At 57.9% G+C, this 26,018-nt stretch carries 42 protein-coding genes and 2 tRNA genes; 43 read left to right on the top strand and 1 reads right to left on the bottom strand.

The features are described from left to right. Positions 1-10: 10 nt before the first annotated feature. Positions 11-1,165, bottom strand: a complete 1,155-nt coding sequence (locus A3L02_RS00930; RefSeq protein WP_088862199.1) for a pyridoxal-phosphate-dependent aminotransferase family protein — start codon at positions 1,163-1,165, stop codon at positions 11-13. A 163-nt stretch (positions 1,166-1,328) separates the two neighbouring features. On the opposite strand from A3L02_RS00930, the gene A3L02_RS00925 reads away from it, so the two are divergent. The 43 genes from A3L02_RS00925 (at position 1,329) to A3L02_RS00715 (ending at position 26,004) form a co-directional block, all read left to right on the top strand. Then, entirely contained in the window at positions 1,329-2,498 is a 1,170-nt protein-coding gene (locus A3L02_RS00925; protein WP_088862198.1) for an MFS transporter, read from the top strand. Between the two features lie 82 nt (positions 2,499-2,580). Next, complete coding sequence (locus tag A3L02_RS00920) at positions 2,581-3,129, top strand: 50S ribosomal protein L16 (RefSeq protein WP_088862197.1); 549 nt, start codon at positions 2,581-2,583, stop codon at positions 3,127-3,129. A 154-nt stretch (positions 3,130-3,283) separates the two neighbouring features. Continuing rightward, positions 3,284-4,426 (top strand): RNA ligase, encoded by a 1,143-nt coding sequence (locus tag A3L02_RS00915; protein ID WP_088862196.1) that lies wholly within the window; start codon positions 3,284-3,286, stop codon positions 4,424-4,426. Positions 4,427-4,602: 176 nt separating this feature from the next. After that, a complete protein-coding gene (locus tag A3L02_RS00910; RefSeq protein ID WP_088862195.1) occupies positions 4,603-5,373 on the top strand; it encodes a putative RNA uridine N3 methyltransferase in 771 nt (256 codons plus the stop codon). Position 5,374: 1 nt separating this feature from the next. Continuing rightward, positions 5,375-6,418: a 50S ribosomal protein L3 gene (locus A3L02_RS00905; protein WP_088862194.1), complete on the top strand. Its 1,044-nt coding sequence runs from the start codon at positions 5,375-5,377 to the stop codon at positions 6,416-6,418. 10 nt (positions 6,419-6,428) lie between these two features. Then, positions 6,429-7,196: a 50S ribosomal protein L4 gene (rpl4p, locus tag A3L02_RS00900; RefSeq protein ID WP_088862193.1), complete on the top strand. Its 768-nt coding sequence runs from the start codon at positions 6,429-6,431 to the stop codon at positions 7,194-7,196. 5 nt (positions 7,197-7,201) lie between these two features. Next, on the top strand, positions 7,202-7,462 hold the full coding sequence (locus A3L02_RS00895) for a 50S ribosomal protein L23 (protein WP_088862192.1): 261 nt from the start codon (positions 7,202-7,204) through the stop codon (positions 7,460-7,462). Positions 7,463-7,475: 13 nt separating this feature from the next. Continuing rightward, positions 7,476-8,195 (top strand): 50S ribosomal protein L2, encoded by a 720-nt coding sequence (locus tag A3L02_RS00890; RefSeq protein ID WP_088862191.1) that lies wholly within the window; start codon positions 7,476-7,478, stop codon positions 8,193-8,195. Positions 8,196-8,200: 5 nt separating this feature from the next. After that, complete coding sequence (locus A3L02_RS00885; protein WP_088863792.1) at positions 8,201-8,602, top strand: 30S ribosomal protein S19; 402 nt, start codon at positions 8,201-8,203, stop codon at positions 8,600-8,602. Positions 8,603-8,612: 10 nt separating this feature from the next. Further along, positions 8,613-9,083, top strand: a complete 471-nt coding sequence (rplV, locus tag A3L02_RS00880) for a 50S ribosomal protein L22 (protein ID WP_088862190.1) — start codon at positions 8,613-8,615, stop codon at positions 9,081-9,083. 5 nt (positions 9,084-9,088) lie between these two features. Next, entirely contained in the window at positions 9,089-9,718 is a 630-nt protein-coding gene (gene rpsC / locus A3L02_RS00875) for a 30S ribosomal protein S3 (RefSeq protein WP_088862189.1), read from the top strand. Further along, positions 9,705-9,905, top strand: a complete 201-nt coding sequence (gene rpmC, locus A3L02_RS00870) for a 50S ribosomal protein L29 (protein ID WP_088862188.1) — start codon at positions 9,705-9,707, stop codon at positions 9,903-9,905. The genes rpsC and rpmC overlap by 14 nt, the downstream gene beginning before the upstream one ends. A gap of 3 nt (positions 9,906-9,908) precedes the next feature. Next, the gene (gene yciH, locus A3L02_RS00865; RefSeq protein WP_204247202.1) at positions 9,909-10,208 is read left to right on the top strand and encodes a stress response translation initiation inhibitor YciH; all 300 of its coding nucleotides are present in this window, start codon (positions 9,909-9,911) and stop codon (positions 10,206-10,208) included. Continuing rightward, positions 10,094-10,471 (top strand): ribonuclease P protein component 1, encoded by a 378-nt coding sequence (locus A3L02_RS00860; RefSeq protein ID WP_157895707.1) that lies wholly within the window; start codon positions 10,094-10,096, stop codon positions 10,469-10,471. Before yciH ends, A3L02_RS00860 begins: the two co-directional genes overlap by 115 nt. Next, positions 10,468-10,803 carry a 30S ribosomal protein S17 gene (locus tag A3L02_RS00855; protein WP_088862186.1) on the top strand — a complete coding sequence of 112 codons (336 nt, stop codon included), beginning with the start codon at positions 10,468-10,470 and terminating at the stop codon, positions 10,801-10,803. Before A3L02_RS00860 ends, A3L02_RS00855 begins: the two co-directional genes overlap by 4 nt. A 5-nt stretch (positions 10,804-10,808) precedes the next feature. Beyond that, positions 10,809-11,234: a 50S ribosomal protein L14 gene (locus tag A3L02_RS00850; RefSeq protein ID WP_088855830.1), complete on the top strand. Its 426-nt coding sequence runs from the start codon at positions 10,809-10,811 to the stop codon at positions 11,232-11,234. 10 nt (positions 11,235-11,244) lie between these two features. Continuing rightward, entirely contained in the window at positions 11,245-11,610 is a 366-nt protein-coding gene (gene rplX / locus A3L02_RS00845) for a 50S ribosomal protein L24 (RefSeq protein ID WP_088862185.1), read from the top strand. Further along, positions 11,610-12,341, top strand: coding sequence for a 30S ribosomal protein S4e (locus A3L02_RS00840; protein ID WP_088862184.1), 732 nt, complete (start codon positions 11,610-11,612; stop codon positions 12,339-12,341). Before rplX ends, A3L02_RS00840 begins: the two co-directional genes overlap by 1 nt. An 11-nt stretch (positions 12,342-12,352) precedes the next feature. Continuing rightward, positions 12,353-12,901: a 50S ribosomal protein L5 gene (locus tag A3L02_RS00835; protein WP_088862183.1), complete on the top strand. Its 549-nt coding sequence runs from the start codon at positions 12,353-12,355 to the stop codon at positions 12,899-12,901. A gap of 1 nt (position 12,902) precedes the next feature. Next, positions 12,903-13,073, top strand: coding sequence for a 30S ribosomal protein S14 (locus A3L02_RS00830; RefSeq protein WP_088862182.1), 171 nt, complete (start codon positions 12,903-12,905; stop codon positions 13,071-13,073). 11 nt (positions 13,074-13,084) lie between these two features. Continuing rightward, a complete protein-coding gene (locus tag A3L02_RS00825; RefSeq protein WP_088179855.1) occupies positions 13,085-13,477 on the top strand; it encodes a 30S ribosomal protein S8 in 393 nt (130 codons plus the stop codon). A gap of 10 nt (positions 13,478-13,487) precedes the next feature. Then, positions 13,488-14,042 (top strand): 50S ribosomal protein L6, encoded by a 555-nt coding sequence (locus A3L02_RS00820; protein WP_088862181.1) that lies wholly within the window; start codon positions 13,488-13,490, stop codon positions 14,040-14,042. Positions 14,043-14,052: 10 nt separating this feature from the next. Beyond that, positions 14,053-14,436, top strand: a complete 384-nt coding sequence (locus A3L02_RS00815; RefSeq protein WP_088862180.1) for a 50S ribosomal protein L32e — start codon at positions 14,053-14,055, stop codon at positions 14,434-14,436. A gap of 4 nt (positions 14,437-14,440) precedes the next feature. Further along, positions 14,441-14,887, top strand: coding sequence for a 50S ribosomal protein L19e (locus tag A3L02_RS00810; RefSeq protein WP_088862179.1), 447 nt, complete (start codon positions 14,441-14,443; stop codon positions 14,885-14,887). Positions 14,888-14,897: 10 nt separating this feature from the next. Then, complete coding sequence (locus A3L02_RS00805; RefSeq protein WP_088862178.1) at positions 14,898-15,503, top strand: 50S ribosomal protein L18; 606 nt, start codon at positions 14,898-14,900, stop codon at positions 15,501-15,503. Beyond that, positions 15,500-16,207 carry a 30S ribosomal protein S5 gene (gene rpsE / locus A3L02_RS00800; RefSeq protein WP_088862177.1) on the top strand — a complete coding sequence of 236 codons (708 nt, stop codon included), beginning with the start codon at positions 15,500-15,502 and terminating at the stop codon, positions 16,205-16,207. The genes A3L02_RS00805 and rpsE overlap by 4 nt, the downstream gene beginning before the upstream one ends. Before the next feature lie 11 nt (positions 16,208-16,218). Beyond that, positions 16,219-16,686, top strand: coding sequence for a 50S ribosomal protein L30 (locus A3L02_RS00795; protein WP_088862176.1), 468 nt, complete (start codon positions 16,219-16,221; stop codon positions 16,684-16,686). An 11-nt stretch (positions 16,687-16,697) separates the two neighbouring features. Then, positions 16,698-17,144 (top strand): uL15m family ribosomal protein, encoded by a 447-nt coding sequence (locus A3L02_RS00790; RefSeq protein ID WP_088862175.1) that lies wholly within the window; start codon positions 16,698-16,700, stop codon positions 17,142-17,144. A gap of 32 nt (positions 17,145-17,176) precedes the next feature. Next, complete coding sequence (gene secY / locus A3L02_RS00785) at positions 17,177-18,622, top strand: preprotein translocase subunit SecY (protein WP_088862174.1); 1,446 nt, start codon at positions 17,177-17,179, stop codon at positions 18,620-18,622. A 74-nt stretch (positions 18,623-18,696) separates the two neighbouring features. Further along, positions 18,697-19,287, top strand: coding sequence for an adenylate kinase (locus A3L02_RS00780; RefSeq protein WP_088862173.1), 591 nt, complete (start codon positions 18,697-18,699; stop codon positions 19,285-19,287). Then, complete coding sequence (locus A3L02_RS00775; RefSeq protein ID WP_088862172.1) at positions 19,280-19,807, top strand: EMC3/TMCO1 family protein; 528 nt, start codon at positions 19,280-19,282, stop codon at positions 19,805-19,807. Before A3L02_RS00780 ends, A3L02_RS00775 begins: the two co-directional genes overlap by 8 nt. 42 nt (positions 19,808-19,849) lie before the next feature. Further along, entirely contained in the window at positions 19,850-20,119 is a 270-nt protein-coding gene (locus A3L02_RS00770; RefSeq protein WP_054833800.1) for a 50S ribosomal protein L34e, read from the top strand. Between the two features lie 9 nt (positions 20,120-20,128). Next, positions 20,129-20,710 (top strand): (d)CMP kinase, encoded by a 582-nt coding sequence (cmk, locus tag A3L02_RS00765; RefSeq protein WP_088862171.1) that lies wholly within the window; start codon positions 20,129-20,131, stop codon positions 20,708-20,710. A 13-nt stretch (positions 20,711-20,723) separates the two neighbouring features. Continuing rightward, positions 20,724-20,975 carry a 50S ribosomal protein L14e gene (locus A3L02_RS00760; RefSeq protein ID WP_054833802.1) on the top strand — a complete coding sequence of 84 codons (252 nt, stop codon included), beginning with the start codon at positions 20,724-20,726 and terminating at the stop codon, positions 20,973-20,975. Positions 20,976-21,042: 67 nt separating this feature from the next. Then, entirely contained in the window at positions 21,043-21,753 is a 711-nt protein-coding gene (locus A3L02_RS00755) for an SDR family NAD(P)-dependent oxidoreductase (protein WP_088862170.1), read from the top strand. A gap of 172 nt (positions 21,754-21,925) precedes the next feature. Continuing rightward, the gene (locus A3L02_RS00750; protein WP_088862169.1) at positions 21,926-22,930 is read left to right on the top strand and encodes an RNA-guided pseudouridylation complex pseudouridine synthase subunit Cbf5; all 1,005 of its coding nucleotides are present in this window, start codon (positions 21,926-21,928) and stop codon (positions 22,928-22,930) included. A 52-nt stretch (positions 22,931-22,982) separates the two neighbouring features. Continuing rightward, positions 22,983-23,570 (top strand): class I SAM-dependent methyltransferase, encoded by a 588-nt coding sequence (locus A3L02_RS00745; RefSeq protein ID WP_088862168.1) that lies wholly within the window; start codon positions 22,983-22,985, stop codon positions 23,568-23,570. Then, positions 23,556-23,642: transfer RNA gene (locus A3L02_RS00740), tRNA-Ser, on the top strand. Before A3L02_RS00745 ends, A3L02_RS00740 begins: the two co-directional genes overlap by 15 nt. Before the next feature lie 39 nt (positions 23,643-23,681). Then, positions 23,682-24,131 carry a 30S ribosomal protein S13 gene (locus tag A3L02_RS00735; RefSeq protein ID WP_088862167.1) on the top strand — a complete coding sequence of 150 codons (450 nt, stop codon included), beginning with the start codon at positions 23,682-23,684 and terminating at the stop codon, positions 24,129-24,131. 10 nt (positions 24,132-24,141) lie between these two features. Further along, positions 24,142-24,684 carry a 30S ribosomal protein S4 gene (locus A3L02_RS00730; RefSeq protein ID WP_088862166.1) on the top strand — a complete coding sequence of 181 codons (543 nt, stop codon included), beginning with the start codon at positions 24,142-24,144 and terminating at the stop codon, positions 24,682-24,684. After that, positions 24,681-25,100, top strand: coding sequence for a 30S ribosomal protein S11 (locus tag A3L02_RS00725; protein WP_088862165.1), 420 nt, complete (start codon positions 24,681-24,683; stop codon positions 25,098-25,100). The genes A3L02_RS00730 and A3L02_RS00725 overlap by 4 nt, the downstream gene beginning before the upstream one ends. Positions 25,101-25,129: 29 nt before the next feature. Beyond that, positions 25,130-25,915 (top strand): DNA-directed RNA polymerase subunit D, encoded by a 786-nt coding sequence (locus A3L02_RS00720; protein WP_088862164.1) that lies wholly within the window; start codon positions 25,130-25,132, stop codon positions 25,913-25,915. Between the two features lies 1 nt (position 25,916). Then, a tRNA-Leu gene (locus tag A3L02_RS00715) sits at positions 25,917-26,004 on the top strand. Positions 26,005-26,018: the final 14 nt, after the last annotated feature.

The raw sequence follows: 26,018 nt of genomic DNA, 5'->3' as shown, positions 1-26,018 counted from the left end.
GAGGAGAAACTCAGCCCCTGAGCTTTTCTATGACCTCCCTGAGGTTCGCCAGCATCTCCTCGATGTCCTCGAAGGTCATGTAGCCCATGTTGCCTATCCTGAAGGTCTTCTCGGCGACGCTTCCGTAGCCCTTGGCCAGCTCGAAGCCCCTTTCGCGCATGGCGTTGTAGACGTCGACGCCCTTCATCCCCTCCGGGACGACGACGGCCGTAATGGTGGGGCTCTCGTAGCCGGGTTCGGCCAGGATCCCGAGGCCCATCTCCCTAACGCCCTCGCGTATCATTCCGCTCCTCTTGACGTACATGCCGAGCCATTCCCTCTTCCCGCCCATCTTCTCGATTATCCTGAGCGTGACGTTGAGACCGAAGATCTGCGGGAGCGGTGGGGTTGAGGGCGTTCCCTTCTTCTTCTCGTTGAACTTCTTATACATGGGAAGGTCGAAGTACCAGCCGCGTTCCGGCATCCTCTCGGCTATCTCGAAGACGCGCTCGCTGACCGCGGCAACCGCCAGCCCCGGCGGAACGCCGAAGGCCTTCTGCGAGCTGGCGAAGACCAGGTCGATTCCCCACCTATCGAACCTTATATCGGCGCCGCCCATCGCGGAGACGGCGTCGACGAAGAGGAGCTTGTCGTGCTCGCGAACCACCTTGGCCAGCTCCGGGAGTGGGTTGAGCACGCCCGTCGAGGTCTCGTTGTAGGTTATCGTGACGGCAACGACGTCGGGGTTCTTTTTGAGAGCCTCGTCAAGTTCCTCGGGCTTGATGGCCTTTCCTGGTTCCTTCCTCAGGACGACCGCCTCTCTGCCGTTCGCCTCGACCACGTCCCTGAACCTGTCGCCGAACGCCCCTATCGTGGTTACCAGAACCTTCCCTCCCCTCGGGACGGTGTTCCTGACCGCCGCCTCCATGAAACCGGTTCCGGAGCTCGGGAAGAGGATTATCTCTCCTTTATCCGCCTCGAGGAAGGCCTTGAGCCTGTTGAGGGTATCGACGTGAACCTCCTTCGCCTCGGCCGAGCGGTGGCTGAACATCTGAACGCTCATTATCGCGAGAACCTCCGGAAAACAGGCGACCGGGCCCGCGGTGAAGAGCCTGTACTTCGGCTTGACGAGCTCGTAAACCTCCCTGTAGGCCTCCTCATACTCCATATCGAAGTTGAGCTCCACGGACATCACCTCGGCGGTGGTTTGGGATGGAAATATAAAAAGGGTTCGCTGGTGGCAAGGGCCCTTCCTTGAAGCTCCGCCCATTTGCCGAACCCCTTACCGAAGAATCTTCGGCATGACCAAGACTTTTAAAATCCAAGTTTAACGTTTAGAAGGTGGTCGCATGGAGTCCAGACGTCTCGTTGGAATAACCCTCCTCGTACTCTCCGCCTTCACCGGCACGGTGGCCTTCCGGCTCGCAACTCCGGCGGTGGCGTTCTACACGCGCGATGCCCTGAAAGCTTCGATGCTCTCCGTTTCAATCGTCTCGATGTCGTTCGTTCTCGCGAGGGCCTTTTCCTCGGTCTTCGGCGGGTTGATGCTGGAGAGGAGTAAGGGGCTCGTCTACGTCGGTGCCCTTGCCATGATGGGAAACGCCCTGGCCGTTCAGCTCTACCCCCTTACATCCACGTGGCCCCAGGTGGCCGGAATAAAGCTCCTCAACGGCTTTCTCAACGGTCTGAGCTGGCCAATGGCGCAGTTCGTGATAGCGGTTGCGACGCCGAGGGAGATACGGGCGAGGGTCACCGCGATCTATTTCTTCTCCGGCAGCCTGGCCTCCCTCCTCGGGAACTACGTCTACGCCTACACGATTAACCTCGGGTTAGGCGGCCAGATGTGGATCTCGTCGGTCTTTTTCCTGCTGACGGGGATGATAATGGTGGTCAGCTATCTCCTGCTCTACGAGAGGATAACACCGAAGAGGCCGAAGAGCTCCGGCGGTGAGGGGCCGGGCCTCGATCCGGGGAAGATCCTAATCATCGCCTCGCTGATGGCGGTTATAGTGGCGTTCACCTCCGGCGAGATAACCTACGTCTACGTCTCCGAGGCCCTGGGGATGGGCAAGGCCAGAACCGCAACCCTCATCGGCTGGACTGGTTTTCTATCATCGCTCCTGAGTTACTTCGTCTCCTGGCTGGCGGACGTGAGGAGTGAGAGGCGGATGGTAGTTTTCACCTCCCTCACCGCCGCGCTCTCCCCTCTCCTCGCGGCGATAAAGACGGCTCCAACCGTTTTCCTCGGAATATTCCTGGCCCTCTTCGCCTTCCAGAGCTTCAGGCCCATATCGAGGAAGGTCCTGTCGGGTTACCACCGCTCTTCCCTCGCCATAGGCGGGGTCAATGGCGTTCAGAACCTCTCGACTTTTCTCGGTGGCATGCTCTTTGGCGTTGCCTACTCCCTCGGGGAGGCCCACTGGTTCGTGACGCTCAACCTGGCGTTGCTCGCCTTCGCGCCGGTCTCCCTGGTTCTGATGTGGGAGGGTGTTAAGCTTAAAAGGGAGGTCGATAAGTGAACGTGAGGAAACTCCAAAACTTTTATAAAAGCCACGCCAAGGTAGGTTTAGGCTTAACTTACGCTCATTTGGAGGTGAGAGTATGGGACTTAGACCGGCCAAGATCGATAGGGACGTTGACAAGCCCGCTTACACGAGGAGGGAATACATACGCGGTGCCCCCGGTCCGAAGATAACCATCTTCGACATGGGCAACCTCTCCGCGGAGTTCGAGTACGAGGTGAGCCTTCACGCCGAGCAGGCCATGCAGATAAGGCAGAACGCCCTCGAGGCCATCCGTATTCAGGTGAACAGGTACCTCCAGAAGAACGTCGGTAGGAGCAACTACCACTTCAAGATAAGGGTCTATCCCTTCCAGGTCCTCAGGGAGAACCCGATGGCCACCGGGAGGAAGGCCGACCGTTACGGAAACGGTATGCGCAGGCCCTTCGGTAAGCCCATAGGACTGGCCGCCCGCGTCAGGAAGGACCAGAAGATAATCAGCGTCTGGCTCAACGAGAGCCACCTCAAGTTCGCCCTCGGAGCCATGCACAGGGCCAAGATGAAGCTGCCCTACAGCGCCTACTACAGGATCTACGACAGGGAGGGCAACGACGTCACCACGAAGGTCCTCTCGACAATGAAGCACTGAAGTGCAGCACTGAAGTGCAGCACTAAAGTGCAACGCCGGTGTATCCTCTCTTCCCTACTTTTCATGTTCTATGTGTTCGCATTTCCCGCCCGGGCTTTTGTCGTATATTCATAACGATTATTAACGATGCGATCCAACATGTGTTGGTGGGACGATGGTAAGCTCGGGCTTTAGGGCGACCCTTCTCAAACTCGGCTTGGAGGAGGAGAGGCTGGCGGTTCTTGAGGGAAAGGGTGGGATCGTTGAAGACGAATTCGAAGGCATAAGGTACGTCCGCTTTCGAGATTCCGCCAGGGGTTTCAGGCGCGGGACGGTGGTCTTTGAGAACGGCGACGTTGTTCCCGGCTTTCCCCACATAAAGCGCATCGTTCAGCTGGAGAACGGGGTAAGGAGGGTTTTCAAGGGGGAACCCTTCTACGTGGAGGAAAAGGTGGACGGCTACAACGTCAGGGTCGTTAAGGTGGGAAGGAGAATCCTTGCCTTGACGAGGGGCGGTTTCGTTTGCCCTTTCACGACGGAGAGGATCCTTGATTTCGTTGATGAAGGGTTCTTCAGGGACTACCCTGACCTCGTTCTGGTCGGGGAAATGGCCGGACCCGAGAGTCCGTACATCGTCGAGGGACCGCCCTACGTTGAGGGGGACATCCGGTTTTTCCTCTTCGACATCCAGGAGAAGGGGACGGGAAAAAGCCTTCCCGCGGAGGAGCGTTATGACCTCGCCCGGAAATACGGCATCCCGCACGTTGAGGTATTCGGGCTGTACGATAGTTCCAGAATCGATGACCTGAGGGGGCTCATAGAGAGGCTCAGCCGGGAAGGGCGGGAGGGCATCGTCATGAAGAGCCCCGACATGAGGAGGATAGCGAAGTACGTAACGCCCTACGCCAACGTCAACGACGTCAGAATAGGCTCGCGCATATTCTTTGACCTGCCCCACGGCTATTTCATGGCGAGGATCAAGAGGCTCGCCTTCTATTTTGCGGAGAGGCACCTTCGGGGAGAGGAGTTCGACGAGTACGCGAAGGCCCTTGGAAAAGCCCTGCTGGGGCCATTCGTTGAGAGCATCCACGAAGTTGCCAGCGGTGGCGAAGTTGAGGAGGTATTCACCGTGAGGGTGAAGAACATCGGCACGGCCTACAGGATGGTGGCCCACTTCGAGAGGCTCGGCGTGAGGATCCACATCGAGGACATTGAGGATCTCAAGAACGGCTACTGGAGGATAACCTTCAAAAGGGTTTATCCGGACGCTACGCGCGAGATGAGGGAGCTGTGGAACGGGCGGGCTTTCGTGGATTGACCCTCTTCGGGCGGAAGCTCATTTCAAAGGTATCACCGGGTTCGGGAAAGACCTTTTGCAAAAAAGTTCTACACCTCTCAACTCAAAAAAGGGTTGCAGGGTTCGAAAGCCTTTTAAATACTCTACATAGACCCCACTTCAGCGTTGAAGTTAGCAGGGCGTAAGGATGACGGAAAATGGCCTGGCACGTCTTCATTCCGGATTCGCTCCTCGAGGAAAGCGACGACCCAAAAATCAGGACGTACAAGGTTGGTCAGATAGCCAGGGCCTGCGCGATCTTCGGCGTCGAGCACGTCTGGATATACAGGGCGGGCGGAAGGGACGGGAAGTTCATCAAAACCATCCTCGAGTACGCGGAAACTCCCCAGTACCTCAGGAAGAGGCTGTTCCCCCTGATGCCCGAGCTGAGGTACGTCGGCGTCATCCCGCCGTTGCGGACGCCCCACCACAAGCTCAAGGGAAAGCCGAAGGTCGGGGAGATCCGCGAGGGCTTCGCCTTCAGGAGGGGGAAGCGGGTTTACGCCGACATCGGGCTCGATGAGCTTGCCACGGTCGAGGGGGGCGTGGAAGGGCGCGCAACCTTCCGGATCGTCTCGGTAAAGCCGCTCAGGGTTATACCGGCAAGGCCGGTGGAGTACTGGGGGTACAGGGTGCACCTTACGGGGAAGTCACTGGCAAAAACACTTAAAAAGGCCGGGCTGGACCTGAGCATCGCGACCTCCAGGAGGGGGCGCGACGTTCGGGAGGTGAAGCTTCCCCCGCTCGAGGGGGAGGTCGGATTCGTCTTCGGCTCACCGAGGAAGGGCGTGATGGAGCTCCTCGGCGAGGAGGAATATGACTTTGATCTAATCCTCAACACGATTCCGAATCAGCGGACGAAGACCGTCCGCACCGAGGAGGCCGTACTGGCCACACTCGCGGTGTTTAATCTCATAAGGAGGGATTGAGATGGGAAAAATACACAGGCCAAGGAGAGGTTCACTGGCTTACTCCCCGAGAAAGAGGGCCAGGAGCGTAGTCCCGAGAATCAGAACGTGGCCACAGGACAGTGAGGTCAGAATGCTGGGTTTCGCCGGCTACAAGGCAGGCATGACCCACGTGCTCATGATAGACGACAGTCCCGGGCTCACCAAGGGCAAGGAGATCTTCATGCCGGTTACGGTAATTGAGGTCCCGCCGCTCTTCGTCTACGGCATCAGGGCCTACAGGCAGGGATACCTCGGACTCGAGACCGCTACGGAGGTCTGGTTCCACGAGCTCAACGACAATGTGAAGAGGAGGATAAGGACCCTGCCGAAGGACTACGGTGAAGAGGCCTTCAGGGAGAAGCTCGGTAAGCTCGAGGACCTCGTCAACGACGGCGAGATAGTCGACGTCAGGCTTCTCGTCCACACCCAGCCGTGGCTCATCAAGCTCAAGAAGAAGCCGGAGGTCATGGAGTACGCCATCGGTGGCGACGACGTCAAGGCGAAGTTCGAGTACGCCAGGGAAAAGATAGGCAAGGAGCTCAGGGCGAGCGAGGTTCTCCACGAGGGCGAGCTCCTGGACGTTGTGGCGGTCACCAAGGGCAAGGGAACGCAGGGCCCGGTCAAGCGCTGGGGCGTTAAGATCCAGTTCCACAAGGCCCAGAGAGCCGGAAAGGCCAGGCACATCGGTAACCTCGGCCCATGGCACCCCACCAGGGTCATGTGGACGGTTCCACTGGCCGGTCAGATGGGCTTCCACCACAGGACGGAGTTCAACAAGAGGCTCATAGCTATAGGTGAGAACGGAAAGCTCAAGCTCGATGGCGGAAAGGAGATGGAGATAACCCCGAAGGGTGGCTTCCCGCACTACGGCGTCGTGAGGAGCGACTTCCTCCTGATAGCCGGAACCGTACAGGGTCCCTTCAAGAGGATCGTCAGGGTCAGGCCGGCCATCAGGCCGCCGAAGAAGAGGCCACCGGTTGAGAGACCGCAGATAACCTACGTCAGTAGGGAGTCCAAGCAGTGAGGTGAGATAGATGAAGGTTAAGGTTTTCAGTCTTGAGGGCGAGCCCGTGGAGGAGATAGAGCTTCCGAAGGTCTTTGCCACCCCCTTCAGGCCGGACCTCATCAGGCGCGCGGTTATAGCCTCGTGGACGCACAGGATTCAGCCACAGGGCAGGAGCCCCTACGCGGGCAAGAGACGCGTCACCGAGAACATCGGTAAGGGCCACGGTATGGCGAGGGTCGAGAGGATAAAGACCTCACCGAGGTTCGCGGCCTTCGTTCCCTTCGCCCGCGGTGGGAGGAGAACGCACCCGCCGAAGGTCGAGAAGATAATCTGGGAGGACATCAACAAGAAGGAGCGCAGGCTGGCCATAATGAGCGCCATAGCTGCGACTGCCAACTACGACCTCGTAAGGGCCAGGGGACACGTCGTTGAGAACGTTCCCCAGGTTCCGCTGGTGGTTACCGACGACCTCGAGAAGGTCTTCAAGACCGCCCAGACCAGGGAGATATTCAAGAAGCTCGGCGTCTGGGACGACATCGAGAGGGCGAAGAGAAACACCAAGATCCGCGCCGGGAAGGGCAAGATGCGCGGAAGGAGGTACAAGAAGGCCAGGGGGCCGCTCGTCGTAGTCGCCAGGAACGAGGGAATCGTCCAGGGCGCCAGGAACCACCCGGGCGTTGACGTCGTCACCGTCGAGAACCTCAGCGCGGAGTTGCTCGCCCCCGGAACGCACCCGGGAAGGCTCACCGTCTGGACGAAGGGGGCAATAGAGAGACTTAGGGAGATCTATGGGTGATGGAGATGGATCCGTACAAGGTCATCGTGAAGCCGGTCGTCACGGAGAAGGCCGTGGCGATGATAGAGAGCGAGAACAAGCTCACCTTCATAGTGGACAGGAGGGCCACAAAGGCGGACATCAAGAGGGCCGTTGAAGCGATGTTCAACGTCAAGGTCGAGAAGGTCAACACCCTCGTGACGATGAGGGGAGAGAAGAAGGCCTACGTGAAGCTCAAACCCGAGTACAGCGCAAGTGAGGTCGCCGCAAGGATAGGATTGTTCTGAAGGGGTGAGTGAGATGGGAAAGAGTCTGATTCAGCAGAGGAGAGGTAAAGGAACCACGACCTTTAGGGCCCCCTCGCACAGGTACAGGGGGGCGGTTAGGTACCTTCCGCTCAACCTCACCAGGGAGAAGACCCTCGTCGGCAAGGTCGTCGAGATACTCCACGACCCGGGAAGGACCGCTCCAGTTGCCCGCGTCAAGTTCGAGAACGGAATGGAGAAGCTCATAATAGCCCCCGAGGGAATCCTCGTTGGGGAGGAGATAGCCATCGGTCCGAGCGCACCGGTGAAGATAGGCAACACCCTCCCGCTGGCCATGATCCCTGAGGGAAGCTACGTCTACGACATCGAGGGAGTGCCCGGGGATGGGGGCAAGTACGTAAGGGCTGGCGGTGCCTACGCCCTCGTCGTCAGCAGGGAGAAGGACAAGGTCATAGTCCAGCTCCCGAGCGGTGAGCTCAAGAGCTTCAACCCGATGTGCCGCGCCACCATAGGCGTGGTTGCCGGGGGCGGCAGGCTCGAGAAGCCGATCGTCAAGGCCGGTAAGGCATACTACATAGCCAAGGCCCGCAACAGGTTCTGGCCGAAGCCGAGGGGCGTCAAGATGAACGCCGTCAACCACCCGCACGGTGGTAAGGAGCACCACATAGGCAGGCCGAGCACCGTCTCGAGGCGGGCCCCGCCCGGAAGGAAGGTCGGTCACATAGCCGCGAGAAGAACGGGTAGGAGGAAGTGATGAAGATGGCGAGAAAGAAGGAGTTTAAGTACAGGGGTTACACCTTCGAGGAACTTCTCAACATGTCACTCGAGGATTTTGCCAAACTCCTGCCGTCAAGACAGAGAAGGAGCCTTAAGCGCGGTCTTTCACCCGAACAGAAGAAGCTCCTCAGGAAGATAAGGCTCGCGAGGAAGGGCAAGTACAAGAAACCGATAAGGACCCACAGCAGGGACATGGTCATCCTCCCGGAGATGGTCGGTATAACCATCCACGTCTACAACGGAAAGGAGTTCGTCCCGGTGGAGATCAAGGAAGAGATGATAGGCCACTACCTCGGCGAGTTCGCGCTCACGAGGAAGGTAGTCCAGCACGGCTCACCGGGTGTCGGTGCGACCAGGTCATCGATGTTCGTGGCAATCAAGTGAGGTGGTTTAGATGAGCAGGGGCAGGTTTTCCTACTCATTCCAAAATTTTGATCCGGACAGGATGGCCCGCGCCAGCGGAAGGGACCTCAGGATCTCGCCCAAGCACAGCGTCGAGCTCCTCAGGGAGATAAGGGGCATGATGCTCAACGACGCCCTCAAGTACCTCGACGACGTCATCGCCCTCAGGAGACCCGTGCCGATGAAGCGCTTCAACGACAGCCAGGGACACAAGCCCGGAAGGGGCTTCGGGCCCGGAAGGTACCCGGTCAAGGTCGCCAGGGCCGTCAAGAAGGTCCTCCTCAACGCCAAGAACAACGCCGAGGGGAAGGGCCTCGACCCTGACAGGCTAAGGATAATCCACGCCGCGGCCCACAGGGGACCGGTTCTCAGGGGATACATCCCGAGGGCCTTCGGTAGGGCCACACCGTTCAACGAGGAGACAACGCATATCGAGATAGTCGTTGAGGAGATTAGGAGGTGAGATCTTTGGCGATCGAGAGATACTTCATCGAGGAAGGCGTTAGGGAGATGCTCATCGACGAGTACCTTGAGAAGGAACTGAGGAGAGCAGGTTACAGCGGAATAGACATCAAGAAGACCCCCCTCGGAACCAAGGTCGTCATCTTCGCCGCCAGCCCCGGTTACGTTATAGGAAGGGGCGGAAGGCGCATCAGGGAGCTCACGAGGATCCTTGAGAGGCAGTTCGGCCTTGAGAACCCCCAGATAGAGGTCGAGGAGATCAAGAACCCCTACCTGAACGCCAAGGTTCAGGCGATAAGGCTGGCCCGGGCCCTCGAGAGGGGCATCCACTTCAGGAGGGCCGCCTACAGCGCCATAAGGGCCATCATGAGGAACGGTGCAAGGGGAGTTGAGATCCGCCTCAGCGGAAAGCTCACGGGCGAGAGGGCCAAGAGCGTCCGCTTCTACCAGGGTTACCTCGCCAAGGTTGGGAACCCCGCCGAGACCCTCGTCAGCAGGGGCTACGCCCAGGCCAAGCTCAAACTCGGTGTTATAGGCGTCAAAGTCTCGATCATGCCGCCCGACGCCAAGCTCCCGGATGAGATCGAGATCGTGGAGAAGATCCAGGAAGAGGTGAGCGCGAATGAAGCCGAGTGAGATCAGGGAGATGAGCATCGAGGAGATAGATGAGAAGCTCAGGGAGCTGAGACTGGAGCTTGCCAAGGAAAGGGGTGTGCTCACCATGGGGGCCTCCCTCGAGAACCCCATGGTCATCCGGAACCTCAGGCGCGACATAGCGCGCCTGCTGACCATAAAGAAGGAGAAGCTTAGGGAGAAAAGGTGATGGTTGGTGCCCAGGATCGTTAACCCTCTGGATGAGATGCTCTTTAAGGAAGTGCTGAAGGAACAGCAGAGGATAAGGGTTTACATCGAGAAGGCCCGCTACGGAAAGCTTAAAACCATAATAGAGGGCATAGACGAGAAAGAGTTCGACCTCGAGGATATAGCCAAAAAACTGAAGGCGAAGCTGGCATGCGGCGGAACGGTAAAGAAGGGAAGGATCGAGCTCCAGGGAGACCACAGAGAAAGGGTCAAGAAGTTGCTCGGAGACCTTGGGTTTTCCGAGGACTTGATAGAAATCGAGTGAACCGGAGGAACATCGTCTGGAGCGAGCTCATAGGCCTGAAAGCAAAAATTATAAGGGCGTCTCATCCAGAGCTGGTTGGCATCGAGGGCTACGTCCTTGACGAGACGAGGAACACCCTCACCATCGGCGGTGAGAAGGTTTGGGTTGTCCCCAAGGACGTGGTTTGCCTCGAGTTTGAGGTTGACGATAAGAGGATCCGGATCAACGGAAAAGAGCTGATTGGAAGACCCGAGATGAGATTGAAGAAGAGGTGGCGAAGATGAGAGAGATAGGATTGAAGGTTCAGCCCCCCGCTGAGAAGTGCGACGATCCTCACTGCCCATGGCACGGGCACCTCAGGATACACGGAAGGTACTTCGAGGGAATCGTCGTCAGCGACAAGGGTAAGAAGACCGTCGTGGTTGAGAGACGGCACTACCACTACCTCAAGAAGTACGAGAGGTACGAGCTCAGGAGAAGCAAGGTCCACGCTCACAACCCGGAGTGCATAGACGCGAAGGTCGGTGACAGGGTTCTCGTAGCCGAGACCAGGCCGATAAGCAAGACCAAGAGCTGGGTCGTCGTGGCGGTTACCAAGAGGGCCGGCGAGAGGTGATGTAGATGGCGAAGAAGGGTGCAGGTGCTACGAGAGGTATCAGCCCGGTCAGGCCGACTCGCGCTCTTCCGATAGGGGCTTACCTCAAGGTCGCGGACAACAGCGGCGCCAAGGTAATCCAGATCATAGGCGTCGTGGGCTACAAGGGCACGAGGAGGAGGCTCGCCTCCGCTGGCGTCGGTGACATGGTCATAGCGACCGTCAAGAAGGGAAGGCCGGACATCAGGCACCAGGTCGTCAGGGCCGTCGTCGTCAGGCAGAGGAAGGAGTACAGGAGACTGGACGGCATGCGCGTTAAGTTCGAGGACAACGCCGCCGCGATAGTCACCCCGGAGGGCGTCCCGAGGGGAACCGAGATCAGGGGTGCCATAGCCAGGGAAGCTGCAGAGCGCTGGGTCAGGCTCGGGAGCATAGCGAGCATAGTGTTGTGAGGTGAGAACGATGGAGTTGAAGACGAGACAGCCGAAGAAGCAGAGGAAGTTCCTCTACAACGCTCCCCTTCACCTTAGGGGTAAGATAATGGCCGCCACCCTGAGCCCTGAGCTCAGGGACAAGTACGGCGTTAGGAGCCTTCCTATAAGGGAGGGCGACAAGGTCCGCGTTATGCGCGGCGATTTCAAGGGCAAGGAAGGCAAGGTCATGGAGGTTGACCTCAAGAACTACAGGATACACGTCGAAGGGGTAACCCAGAAGAAGGTCGATGGAACGGAGGTTTTCTACCCCCTCCACCCGTCGAACGTCATGATAACGGAACTCAACCTCGATGACGAGAAGAGGGAGAAGATAATTAATAGGAGGGCTGGCTGATGGCGAGGAAAGGAGCCAAGAGGCACCTTAAGAGGCTTGCCGCTCCCGATCAGTGGTACATCTCAAGGAAGAGGTACAAGTGGGCGGTCAGGCCGAGACCGGGTCCGCACAGCATGAAGACCTCGATACCTCTCCTCTACATAGTCAGGGATTACCTCGGCTACGCCAAGACCGCCCGCGAGGCGAGGAAGATACTCAACGAGGGCAGGATACTCGTGGACGGCAGGGTCAGGAGAGACTACAAGTTCCCGGTTGGAATCATGGACGTCGTCTCGATCCCGGAGACGGGAGAGCACTACAGGGTTCTGCCCAACAGGATCGGCAAGCTGGTACTCCACCCGATAAGCGAGAAGGAGGCCAACATCAAGCCCCTCAGGATAAGCAACAAGCGCATGGTCAAGGGCGCGAAGGTCCAGCTCAACCTCCACGACGGGAGCAACCACCTCGTCACGGTGGACGATAAGGACAATTATAGGACGGCCTACACCGTGCTCATGAAGGTCCCCGACAGGGAGGTCATCGAGATCCTTCCGTTCGACGTGGGTGCCTACGTCTTCGTTACCAGGGGTAAGAACGTTGCCAGGAAAGGTAAGATCGTCGAGGTCAGGAGGTTCCCGATGGGCTGGCCCGACGTCGTTACCATAGAGGACGAGAACGGCGAGCTCTTCGACACGCTGAAGGAGTACGCCTTCGTCGTTGGCAAAGAGAAGCCCGAGATTTCCCTTCCGTGAGGTGAGATGGTATGATCGACAGAGAGGCCATACTTAGGGACTGGGAAGCTCATCCAATGCGGAGACCCCGGATTGAGAAGGTTACCATAAACATCGGGGTTGGGGAGAGCGGCGAGCGCCTGACCAAGGCGGAGAAGATGCTCGAGGCCCTCGTCGGCCAGAAACCGATAAGGAGGCGCGCGAAGCAGACCAACAAGGACTTTGGAATCAGGCGCGGCGAGCCGATAGCGGTCAAGGTAACCCTCCGTGGCAAGAAGGCGGAGGAGATGCTCAGGAGACTCTTAGCGGCGGTCGACAACAAGCTCAAGGCGAGCAACTTCGACGAGCACGGTAACTTCTGCTTCGGAATAGACGAGCACATCAACATACCGGGCGTCGAGTACGACCCAGAGATAGGTATCTTCGGTATGGACGTCTGCGTTACCCTCGGGAGGCCAGGCTTCCGCGTTGCGAAGAGGAAGAGGGGAAGGAAGAAGATACCGAACAGGCACAAGCTGACCAAGGAAGAGGGTATCGTCTTCGCTATGGAGGAGTTTAAGGTCACCGTGGAGGGATCGTGAGATGGCGAAGGCTGACTACAACAAGAGGAAGCCCAGGAAGTTTGGTAAGGGTGCGAGAAGATGCGTTCGCTGCGGCCAGTACGGGCCGGTGATCAGGGTACACGGCCTTATGCTCTGCAGGCACTGCTTTAGAGAGATAGCCCCCAAGCTGGGCTTTAAGAAGTACGAGTGAGGTGAGAGGAAATGACTTTGCTTGACCCACTGGCAAACGCGCTTTCGCATATAACCAACAGCGAGAGGGTCGGAAAGAAGGAGGTCTACCTCAAGCCGGCCTCCAAGCTCATGGGAGAGGTTCTCAGGGTTATGCAGGAGAACGGCTACATCGGCGAGTTCGAGTTCATAGACGACGGAAGGGCGGGCATCTACCGCGTGCAGCTCATAGGAAAGATCAACAAGGCTGGGGCCATAAAGCCGCGCTTCCCCGTCAAGGCCAGGGAGTACGAGGCCTGGGAGAAGAGGTTCCTTCCGGCCTTCGAGTTCGGTATCCTAATCGTCTCGACATCCCAGGGCGTCATGACACACAAAGAGGCCATCGAGAAGGGAATCGGTGGAAGGCTGATAGCCTACGTCTACTGAGGTGAGAGAGATGCCGATAGACGCGTGGGTAAGGGAAGAGGTTGAGATCCCCGAGGGCGTTGAGGTCACCGTCGAGGAAAACACCGTCAGGGTCAAGGGCCCGAAGGGGAAGCTTGAGAGGCAGTTCAAGTACCCGGGTGTCCGAATATTCACGGAGGACGGTAAGGTAGTCGTCTTCAAGGAGTTCCCGAGGAAGCGCGACGTGGCGATAGCCAGAACATTCAAGGCCCACATAGCGAACATGCTCAAGGGCGTTACCGAGGGCTTCACGTACAAGCTCAAGGTCGTCTACAGCCACTTCCCGATGACCATCAAGGTTCAGGGTGACGAGGTCGTCATCGAGAACTTCCTCGGTGAGAAGAACCCGAGGAGGGCCAGGATCCTTCCGGGAGTTAACGTCAAGGTCATGGGGCAGGAGATAATCGTCGAGGGCATCGACAAGGAGGCCGTTGGCCAGACCGCCGCCAACATTGAGCAGGCAACGAGGATAACCAAGTGGGACAGGCGCGTCTTCCAGGATGGGGTTTACATCGTGGAGAAGGCTGGCAAGCCGATAAAGTTCTGAGGTGTGAGAAATGAACGAGAAGGCGAGACTCCTTAGGGTAAGGGCCAGGATCAAGGGGAAGAAGCCCCGTTTCCTCAGGCAGGAGTGGTGGCGCTATCCGAAGTTCAGGAACGATCCCAAGTGGCGCAGGCCGAAGGGAATCGACAGCAAGATGAGGCTCAAGAAGAAGGGCAAGGCCAGGTCACCGAGCATAGGCTGGGGCTCACCGAGGCTCGTTAGGGGACTCCACCCGAGCGGGTACGAGGAGGTTCTCGTTCACAACGTTAAGGAGCTCGAGACCATCGACCCGAGCAGGCAGGCGGCGAGGATAGCGAGAACCGTCGGCGCCAGGAAGAGGGAGGCCATACTCGCCAGGGCCCGGGAACTGGGTGTGAAGGTTCTTAACGCGAGGTGAGACCATGCTTAAGATGCAGAGGAGAATTGCCGCTGATTTGTTGAAGTGCGGTGAGAACAGGGTCTGGATAGACCCGGAGAGGATCGATGACGTGGCCACCGCCATCACCAGGGAGGACATCAGGAGGCTCATCCACGACGGCGTCATCAGGAAGAAGCCCCTCAAAGGCCAGAGCAGGGCCCGTGCCAGGGCCTACCAGGAAGCCAGAAAGAAAGGCCGCCACAGGGGCCCGGGAAGCAGGAAGGGCAAGAAGACCGCCAGGATGGGCAAGAAGGAGCGCTGGATGGCGACCATACGTGCTTTGAGGAGAGAACTCAGGAAGCTCAAGGCAGAGGGCAAGCTCGATGAGCACACCTACCGGAGGCTCTACATAAGGGCCAAGGGTGGTCAGTTCAAGAACAAGAGGCAGCTCTACCTGTTCATGCAGGAGCACGGGATACTGAAGGAGTGAGGTGAGAGAGATGGCTCACGGACCGAGGTATAGGGTTCCGTTCAGAAGGAGGAGAGAGGGCAAGACTAACTATCACAAGAGGCTCGCCCTCCTCAAGTCTGGAAAGCCCAGGCTTGTCGTGAGGAAGACCCTCAACCACCACGTGGCTCAGATAGTCCTGTACGATCCGAAGGGTGACAGGACGGTGGTTTCCGCCCACACCAGGGAGCTCATGAGGGACTTCGGCTGGAAGGGACACGGTGGCAACACGCCGTCCGCCTACCTGCTTGGTCTCCTCATCGGTTACAAGGCCAGGAAGGCCGGTATCGAGGAGGCCATCCTTGACATAGGCCTTCACCCGCCCACGAAGGGTTCCAGCATATTCGCCGTTCTCAAGGGAGCGGTCGATGCGGGACTCAACGTCCCCCATGACGAGGAGATCTACCCCGAGGACTACAGGATAAACGGCGAGCACATAGCCAACTACGCCAAATCCCTTAAGGAGGAGGACGAGGAGCTCTACAGGAAGCAGTTCTCGGGCTACCTCGTCAAGGGCCTCGAGCCGGAGAAGCTCCCGGAGCACTTTGATGAGGTCAAGGCGAGGATAATCGAGAAGTTTGAGGAGGCGAGAGAATGAGCGACCCGAGGGAGATGAGCCAGAGGGTTTTGGAGGAGTGGGAGCCGAGGACCAAGCTCGGTCAGCTCGTCAAGGCGGGCCAGATAACTGACATTCACGAGATATTCCGCAAGGGATACCAGATAAAGGAGCCGGAGATAGTCGACGTCCTCCTTCCGGAGGTCAACATGAGGGAGAACCAGGAGGTCCTCGACATCGCTTTGACCGTCAGGATGACGGACAGCGGCAGGAGGATCCGCTTCAGGGTTCTCGCCGCCGTTGGTAACAGGGACGGTTACGTTGGCCTTGGAATCGGCCACGGAAGGGAGGTCGGAATAGCCATCAGGAAGGCCATTAACTACGCCAAGATGAACATCATCGAGATAAAGCGCGGCTGCGGGAGCTGGGAGTGCAGGTGCAGGAGGCCGCACTCGATACCCTTCGCCGTCGAGGGCAAGGAGGGAAGCGTCCGCGTCAAGCTCATGCCGGGACCGCGTGGCCTTGGACTCGTCATCGGTGACGTCGGCAAGAAGATACTGAGCCTGGCGGGAGTCCAGGACGTCTGGTCGCAGAGTCTGGGCGAGACGAGAACCACCGTTAACTTCGCCAAGGCCGTCTTCAACGCGCTCTACAACACCAACAGGGTTGCGATCCAGCCGGGCATGGAGGAGAAGTACGGCATCGTCGTCGGAAGGGAGATGAAGGCCAACTTTGAGCTGGAATGAGGTGAGAGAGAATGGCAAAGCTCGCACTCATCAGGCTTAGGAGCGGTATAAGGGCGAAGGGAGAAGTGAGGGACACCCTCGCCATGCTCCGCCTCCACAGGATCAACCACCTCGTTCTCGTTGACGAGAACCCGAGTTACAATGGAATGGTTCAGAAGGTCAAGGACTACATCACCTGGGGCGAGATAAACGCCGAGACCCTCGCCGCCCTCATCAGGAAGAGGGGCAGGCTCATCGGCAACAGGCCCGTTACAGATGACTACGTCAGGGAGAAGCTCGGGATGACCATAGACGAGTTCGCCAAAAAGGTCGTTGAGGGTGAGATGAAGCTCACCGACCTCCCGAACCTCAAGCCCGTCTTCAGGCTCCACCCACCGAGGGGAGGCCTCAAGGGGAGCAAGAAGCGCAGCTTTAAGGAAGGAGGTGCCCTCGGCTACCGCGGCGAGAAGATAAACGATCTCATTGAGAGAATGCTCTGAGGTGGCGAGAGATGATAAGGCGGAAGAGGAAGGTTAGGAAGCTCCGCGGGAGTCACACTCACGGATGGGGCTGCAAGAAGAAGCACCGCGGCGGCGGTAGCAAAGGCGGCAGGGGAATGGCAGGAACGGGGAAGAGGAAGAACACCAAGTGGACCTGGGTCATCAAGTACGCCCCGGACCATCTCGGCAAGCGTGGCTTCCACAGGCCCAAGGTTCTTCAGTACAGGCCGACTACCATAAACCTCAGCGATATCGACGAGAACCTCGAGTTCTTCCTCGATATGGGGGTAGCCCACGAGGAAGGCGGGAAGATCATCGTTGACGTCACCGGACTCGGCGTTGACAAGGTCCTCGGAACCGGGAAGCTCACCAGGCCCCTTGTCATCAAAGCCTACTACGTCACCCCCAAGGCCGAGGAGAAGATAAAGGCCGCTGGCGGCGAGGTTCTCCTCGCCTGATTCCCATATTTAACTTTTGGCGGGTGTTGATCATGGGGTTCAGGAACGTAGTGTTTGCCATAGAGAGGTACTTCCCAGAGGTGGAACGGCCCAAGAGACACGTGCCGCTTAGGGAGAAGTTCATATGGACCGGGATCGTCCTGTTGCTGTACTTTATCCTGGCGGAGATTCCCATCTACGGGATCCCGTCGCATATAAAGGATTACTTCGCCACTCTCAGGTTCGTTCTCGCGGGAAGGAGCGGTTCCCTTCTTACACTCGGTATCGGACCGATAGTCACCGCGAGCATTATCATGCAGCTCCTCGTCGGTTCCGAGATAGTTCACCTTGATCTCTCAAATCACGAGGATAGGAGATTTTATCAGGCCACCCAGAAGCTGTTTGCGGTTTTCATGAGCTTCTTTGAGGCAGCCATCTACGTCTTTGCCGGCGCCTTTGGTAAGGTGAATACGGGCCTGGGCTCGTTCCAGACGGTGACGACACCCGCCGGTGTGGCGTACATAGGGCTCGGCCTGGCGATACTCATCATACTCCAGCTTGGGCTCGCCTCCACGATGCTCATCCTCCTCGATGAGCTCGTGAGCAAGTGGGGCATAGGGAGCGGTATCAGTTTATTCATCGCCGCCGGCGTTTCCCAGACCGTCGTAGTGAAGGCCCTCAACCCTGCAACGACTTCCAGTTACATCGATCCCGTCACCGGGGGGCCGGCAATAATAGGTGCCATCCCGGCGTTCATACAGCACCTCTTCCACGGTGACCTTACGGGCGCACTGTACAGGGGAACGCTACCGGACATGATGGACCTGACCGCCACGGTAATCGTTTTCCTCATAGTCGTTTACCTCGAGAGCATGCGCGTTGAGATACCTCTCAGCTACGGCCGCGTTACCGTCCGCGGAAGGTACCCCATAAGGTTCATGTACGTCAGCAACATTCCCATCATCCTGACCTTCGCCCTCTACGCCAACTTCCAGCTCTGGGCCAGGCTCCTCTACAACTACGGTTACACCTTCCTTGGGAAGTTCGACAGTAATGGTAACCCCATAAGCGGTTTCGTCCTCTACACGTACCCCGTTAGGGACATCTACCACGTCATAGCCAATCCTGAGAGGGCCCTGATCTACGCACTGATGACGATATTCTGGGCGATACTCTTCGGCTTCCTGTGGGTCGAGCTTACGGGGCTCGATGCCAGGAGCATCGCCAGACAGCTCCAGAACGCGGGCCTTCAGATTCCGGGGTTCAGGCGCGACCCGAGGATACTGGAGAGGGTCCTCAACAGGTACATCCCCTACGTTACCTTCTGGGGTTCGTTCACCCTGGCGATAGTGGCGGTGCTGGCGGACTTCCTCGGCGCCCTCGGCACGGGAACAGGAATCCTGCTTACGGTCGGAATCCTCTACAGGTTCTACGAGGAGATAGCCAGGGAGCAGGCCACCGAGATGTTCCCGGCCCTGAGGAAGTTCTTCAGCAAGTGAGCCTTTCTTTTCTTTACAAAACCTTTTAAAGCCGGTTCGATTACTTCTTCCAGAAACCTCCTTGGGTGAGCGTGATGCCGTTTGTGGTCATGATAACAGGGATTCCAGGGGTGGGTAAGAGCACCATAACGCGGATGGCCCTTCGAAAAACGAACGTTAAGTTCAGGCTCGTTAACTTCGGCGACCTTATGTTCGAGGAGGCTGTTAAGGCGGGACTCGTTGAGCACAGGGACGAGATGAGAAAGCTTAACCCCAACGTTCAGAAGAATCTCCAGATGAAGGCCGCGAGAAGGGTCGTGGAAATGGCCCAGACTGAACCCATACTCCTCGATACCCACGCCACCATCAGAACCCCCGTGGGTTATCTCCTTGGCTTTCCCCGGGAGGTTATAGAGGTTATAAACCCCAACTTCATAGTGATAATAGAGGCCACCCCCAGCGAGATACTCGGGAGGCGCCTCCGCGATCTAAAGCGCGATAGAGATGTCGAGACGGAGGAACAGATACAGCGTCACCAGGATCTAAACCGTGCGGCGGCGATTAGCTACGCCATGCACTCCAACGCGCTCATAAAGATAATCGAGAACCACGAGGATAAGGGCCTTGAAGAGGCCGTTCATGAACTCGTTGAAGTACTGAATCTGGCGGTGGGAGAGTATGATTGAGGGAATATACATCTTCCTTGACGATCTGTTCGGACCCATGATAGGGGCACACCATCCCATGTGGGTGGTTACGATAGCGGGGATAATACTGGGTGCCTTCTTCACCCTGCTGAACTACGTCCTGGTGGACCAGGAGAAGGTCAAGATGCTCCAGAAGAAGAGCAAGGAGTTCCAGAAGAAGTACAAGGAGGCCCAGGCTTCCAAGGATGAGAAGAAGCTTAGAAAACTGCAGCAGGAGCAGATGGAACTCATGAAGCTCCAGAGCGAGGTCATGAAGGACACCATGCTCAAGGTCACGTTGTTGACGCTTCCGATATTCTGGATATTCTTCGGGTGGCTCAGGAGATGGTACGTTGAGGTTGGGATAGTCAAGGCGCCCTTCAACTTCTTCCTATTCGACTGGTTCCACAGATTCTACCACTCGGGACTGCCCCCGAGCGAGCTCGGTTACGTGGGCTGGTACATTCTGACGTCGATGATAACGGGCTACGTCCTCAGGAAGCTCCTCGACATGGGTTAAATTTAAAAAGACTCCAGGAATAGGGGTTGCGAGGTGAGAGACATGAAGCCGATGTACCGCTCAAGGTCATGGAGAAGAAAGTACGTCAGGACTCCGGGCGGAAGAACCACGGTGCACTTCGAAAGAAGGAAGCCAAAGGTTGCCCACTGCGCCATGTGTGGCAGGCCGCTCAACGGCGTTCCGCGCGGCAGGCCGAGTGAGATGAGAAAGCTCCCGAAGACCGCCAAGAGGCCGGAGAGGCCCTATCCGAACCTCTGCCCGAGCTGCATGAGGAAGGTTATGAAGGCCCAGGTGAGGGCCGCACTCGTCTGAGGTGCTGGTATGCCGAAGGGCTGCCTCGTGATAACCGTCAGCGGCCTCGCGGGTTCCGGGACGACTACACTATGCAGGAACCTCGCCAGGCACTACGGTTTCAAGCACATCTACGCCGGCTTGATATTCCGGCAGATGGCCAGGGAGATGGGCATGTCACTCCAGGAGTTCCAGAAGTACGCGGAGCTCCATCCCGAGATCGACCGGGAGGTGGACAGGAGGCAGGTCGAGGCAGCCAAGGAGTGCAACGTCGTTATTGAGGGTCGCCTCGCCGGCTGGATGGTTAAGGATGCCGACCTGAAGATATGGCTTGATGCGCCCATAATGGAGCGCGCAAGGAGGGTCGCGAGAAGGGAAGGCATCTCCGTCGAGGAGGCCTTCGTGAGCATCGCCGAGCGCGAGAAGGGCAACAAGAAAAGGTATTTAAACCTCTACGGTATTGACATCGACGACAAGTCGATTTACGACTTGATCATAAACACCGCCCACTGGAACCCCGGTGGCGTCTTCGCCATTGTGAAGGCCGCCATCGACCACCTTTACCCCGACGGCAACGCGGGGTCGGGGTTAAACCCGGGCAACAAAAGATGAGGAGGTGGGATGAATGCCAGCCATGGAAGTTGGAAGGCTTGCCGTTATAATAGCCGGAAGGAGGGCCGGCCAGAAGGTCGTCGTGGTTGACGTCATAGACAGGAACTTCGTCCTCGTTACCGGCGCCGGCCTCAACAAGGTCAAGCGCAGGAGGATGAACGTCAAGCACCTCGAGCCCCTTCCGGAGAAGCTTGAGATAGAGCGCGGCGCCGACGACGAGGCCGTTAAGGCCGCCCTCGAGCAGGCTGGAATCAGCCTCGAGTGACGCGGAGCCTTTGGCTCCCTTTCTCAATGCTTTTAACCCTTTACTTCTAATTCTTCCCGGTGGGTTTATGAGAACGGCGTTGGTTACGGGTGCAACGGGAGGGATAGGCAGGCCCCTCGTCAGGCGCCTCACCGAGAGGAACTATATCGTCGTTGGAGTGGGGAGGAGCGAGGAGAAGCTGAGAGAACTACGGGAGAACCTGCCGAATTTCGAGTACGTGGTTGCCGACTTCACCGATTACGAGTTCACGGGTGCAATTCTAAGCGGGCTCCGAAGGCTCGGCGTGGGGAGGATAGACCTCTTGATAAACAACGCCGGGTTCGCGGTGAGGAAGCCCCTTCTGGAACACTCGGGGGATGAGCTGGAGAACCTGTTCCGGGTTAATGCCCTCGCGCCCATCGAACTCACGAGGGCCCTGCTACCCGTGTTGCCGGGAGGTTCGACCGTGGTATTCGTAATCAGCGGTGTCGCCTTCATCAACGTCCCCGAGTTGCCCTCCTACTGCGCCTCCAAGGGGGCCCTCCATTACCTGGCCATAAACCTCGAGCGTGAGCTGGAGCAGAGGGGGATCCGGGTGATGAGGGTGTATCCCAAGCAGGTGAAAACCGGCTTCTGGAACGGGAAGGTCCCGAGGGGATCGATAGAGCCCGAGAGGGTTGCAGACGCGATACTAAAAGGCCTCGAGAGGGGAAAGAGGGAAGTTTTCGTGCCGGGCTACCTCAAACTCGTCAAGTACCTCCCGAACTGGCCGGTCTTCACCTACAGGTTCAGGTATTAGGGTCCTTCGACCTTCAGTCTCTGGAGATTCCTGCTGAGCCGGGCGGACCCCATAGTTTGTCGGTAGCTTGAAAAACGATGTCCCTGCAAAGGGTTAAAAGTCGGAAGGTTTATTGGATTCAGACCTGTGAAATGTGAACCAGCTGAAATTGGGAATCCATCAGGTGATGCTCATGGCGAGGGACGAGGTGAGGAGGATCCTCCCAGCGGATATAAAGCGTGAGGTTCTGATCAAGGACGAGAAGGCCGAGACGAACCCCAAGTGGGGCTTTCCGCCGGAGAAACGGCCAATGGAGATGCACATGCAGTTCGGGATAATCAACCTCGACAAGCCGCCGGGGCCGACGAGTCACGAGGTCGTTGCTTGGATCAAGAGGCTGTTCAACCTGAGCAAGGCGGGACACGGAGGAACCCTCGACCCGAAGGTGAGCGGTGTCCTGCCGGTTGCCCTCGAGAGGGCGACGAGGGTCGTTCAGGCTTTACTTCCAGCGGGAAAGGAGTACGTTGCCCTGATGCACCTCCACGACGACGTTCCCGAGGATAAAATCAGGGCGGTCATGAAGGAGTTCGAGGGGGAGATAATCCAGAGGCCCCCGCTGAGGAGCGCGGTGAAGAGGAGGTTGAGGACGAGGAAGGTTTACTACATCGAGATACTCGAGGTGGACGACAGGGACGTTCTCTTCCGCGTCGGTGTCGAGGCCGGAACCTACATCAGGTCGCTCATCCATCACTTCGGCCTCGCCCTCGGCGTCGGCGCCCACATGGCCGAGCTCCGCCGTACCAGAAGCGGTCCCTTCAAGGAGGACGAGACGCTGGTGACGCTGCACGACCTCGTGGACTACTACCACTTCTGGAAGGAGGACGGCGTCGAGGAGTACTTCCGGGGGGCCATTCAGCCGATGGAAAAAGCGGTTGAGCATCTCCCCAAGGTCTGGATAAGGGATTCCGCCGTTTCGGCCGTTACCCACGGCGCTGACCTAGCCGTTCCGGGCATCGTCAAGCTCAACAAGGGGATCAAAAAGGGTGACTTAGTGGCGGTCATGACGCTCAAGGACGAGCTCGTTGCACTCGGAAAGGCCACGATGACGAGCGGGGAGATGATGCAGAGGAGCAGGGGCATAGCGGTTGACGTCGACAAGGTCTTCATGCCGAGGGACTGGTACCCGAAGATGTGGTAGGCTTCGGTTCTCTGGGGGGAAGGTTGATAAACCCCTTTCCTTACTCCCTTCCATGAGCCACTACTACTCCGAGGAGCCCGACGTTCCGCTGAGGACGAAAACGATAGAGGTCTGCATCAGGGGAGGGTGCTTCAGGTTCGTAACGGCGAGTGGCGTCTTCTCCTTCGGAAAGCTGGACAGGGGAACTGAGTTGCTCGTGGAGAACATGGTCCTTGATGATGGCTGGCGCGTCCTCGATTTGGGCTGTGGCTACGGGATCATAGGAATCGTTGCCTCACGCTTCGTGGATTACGTCGTGATGACCGACGTGAACAGGCGGGCAGTGAGCATGGCGAGGAAAAATTTAAAAATCAACGGCGTTAGAAACGCCGAGGTGAGATGGGGAAGCCTCTACGAACCCGTTAGGGGCGAAAGGTTCGACGCAATCATCACTAATCCCCCGGTACACGCGGGAAAGGAAGTCCTGAGGGAAATAGTTATAAACGCTCCCCGGCATCTCAACGATGGAGGCCTCCTGCAGCTGGTGATCAAGACGAAGCAGGGGGCAAAGTATATTAAGGCTCTAATGGATGACCACTTCACCGAAGTGAGAGAGCTGGCGAAGGGGAGCGGCTACCGCGTGTATGCCGGGATCGCCTAGCCTGGGATGGCGCGGGCCTTGAGAGCCCGTGTCCTTATGGACACCGGGGTTCAAATCCCCGTCCCGGCGCCAAAATCCTCTACGAAGGATTGAGATGGAGGTGTATTCGTAATGACCGACGAATTCAGGCACATCGTTCGTATAGCCGGAGTGGATTTGAACGGAAATAAGCAGCTGAGATGGGCCCTCACGGGCATCAGGGGCATAGGCATAAACTTTGCGACCATGGTCCTAAGGGTTGCGGGAATAGACCCGTACATGAAGACCGGCTACCTGACAAACGAGCAGATCAAGAAGATAGAGGAGATCCTCGAGGATCCCGTTGCCCATGGAATACCCGCCTGGGCCGTCAACAGGCCGAAGGACTACGAGACAGGTAAGGACATGCACCTCATAACCGCCAAGCTCGTCATGGCCTGGCGCGAGGACGTCAACAGGCTCAGGAGAGTACGCGCCTACCGCGGCATAAGGCACGAGCTCGGACTGCCGCTCAGGGGACAGAGAACCAGGTCCAACTTCAGGCACGGTTCAACCATCGGCGTGAGCAGGAGAAAGAAGTGAGGTGGTGTAGATGGGAGACCCTAAGAGGCAGAGAAAGAAGTACGAGACCCCCTCTCACCCCTGGATTAAGGAGAGGCTTGACCGCGAGAGAGTCATAATGAGGAAGTACGCCCTCAAGAACAAGAAAGAACTCTGGCGCCACGAGACCCAGCTCAAGGAGTTCAGGCGTAGGGCCAGGCGCCTCCTCGCCGCCCGTGGGAAGCAGGCGGAGGTTGAGAGGGTTCAGCTCCTCCAGAGGCTCAACAGGCTTGGACTCCTCCCGGCCGATGCAGTGCTTGATGACGTTCTATCCCTGACGGTTGAGGACGTTCTCGACAGGCGCCTTCAGACCATCGTCTACAAGAAGGGCCTTGCCAGGACCCCCAGGCAGGCCAGGCAACTCATAGTCCACGGGCACATCGAGGTCAACGGCCAGATCATCCGCTCGCCGGGTTACCTCGTCCTTAAGGCGGAGGAGGACACCATCACCTACTCCAAGACCTCTCCCTTCGCCAGGGAGAGCCACCCCGAGAGGATGGTTATTGAACAGGCCAAACAGGGTGGTGAGGCATGAGCGAGGAAACCCAGCAGGTCAACCTTAAGAAGAAGGAGAAGTGGGGAGTTGCCCACATCTACTCAAGTTACAACAACACCATAATCCACATCACCGACCTCACCGGGGCCGAGACCGTCTCCAGGTGGAGCGGTGGTATGGTGGTCAAGGCCGACAGGGACGAGCCCTCGCCGTACGCGGCCATGATAGCCGCGAGGAGGGCGGCCGAGGAGGCCATGGAGAAGGGTTTCACCGGCGTTCACATCAAGGTTCGCGCCCCCGGTGGAAGCAAGAGCAAGAGCCCCGGACCGGGTGCCCAGGCGGCCATACGTGCCCTCGCCAGGGCCGGTCTCAGGATAGGAAGGGTGGAGGACGTCACCCCGATTCCGCACGACGGCACAAGGCCGAAGGGCGGAAGAAGGGGCAGGCGCGTCTGACCCCAACAACTTCTTTTTTGGTGATGCCGATGGAACCAAAGTTCCGGATTCTTGAGAGGGGGGAGGACTCGATCAAGTTCATCCTCGAAGGAGTTGACGTGACCTTTGCCAATGCCCTGAGGAGGACGATCCTCTCCGAGGTCCCAACGTTCGCCGTTGACGAGGTCGAGTTCTTTGAGAACGATTCGGCCCTCTTCGACGAGATAATCGCCCACAGGCTGGCGATGATTCCTCTCACCACCCCAGTCGAGAGGTTCTCCCTCGATGCCCTCGAGCTCGACGACTACACCGTCACCCTGTCCCTTGAGGCGGAAGGGCCGGGGATGGTCTTCTCCGGCGACCTGAAGAGCGACGATGAGGGTGTCAGGCCCGCCAACCCGGATATACCGATAGTCAAGCTCGCCGAAGGCCAGAGGCTCACCCTGAACGCCTACGCAAAGCTCGGCCGCGGCAAGGATCACGCCAAGTGGCAGCCGGGTTTCGTCTACTACAAGTATCTGACGAAGATTCACGTGAGCAAAGAGGTTCCCGATTGGAAGGAGCTTAAGGAGCTCGCGGAGAGACGCGGTCTCCCGGTTGAGGAAACGGATGAGGAGCTCGTCATCACGACGACCAAAGCCTTCTACCTCCCGAGGAAATTTGAGGGATACGAGGGTGACAAGATAACTGAAGAGGTAATCCCTGGAGCGTTCGTGTTTACCGTTGAGACAAACGGAGAGCTCCCCGTTGAGGAAATCGTGACCATAGCCCTCAAAGTCCTAATGAGGAAGAGCGATAGATTTATAAGCGAACTCCATAAATTAGCGTCCGACTGACGCGGGGGTTGCCGAGCCTGGCCAAAGGCGCGGGATTCAGGGTCCCGTCCCGTAGGGGTTCCGGGGTTCAAATCCCCGCCCCCGCACCAGTATTCACGCTCAC

This window comes from Thermococcus celer Vu 13 = JCM 8558 (genome assembly GCF_002214365.1).
Lineage (GTDB): Archaea > Methanobacteriota_B > Thermococci > Thermococcales > Thermococcaceae > Thermococcus > Thermococcus celer.
This window is presented reverse-complemented; position numbering and strand designations above follow the sequence as displayed.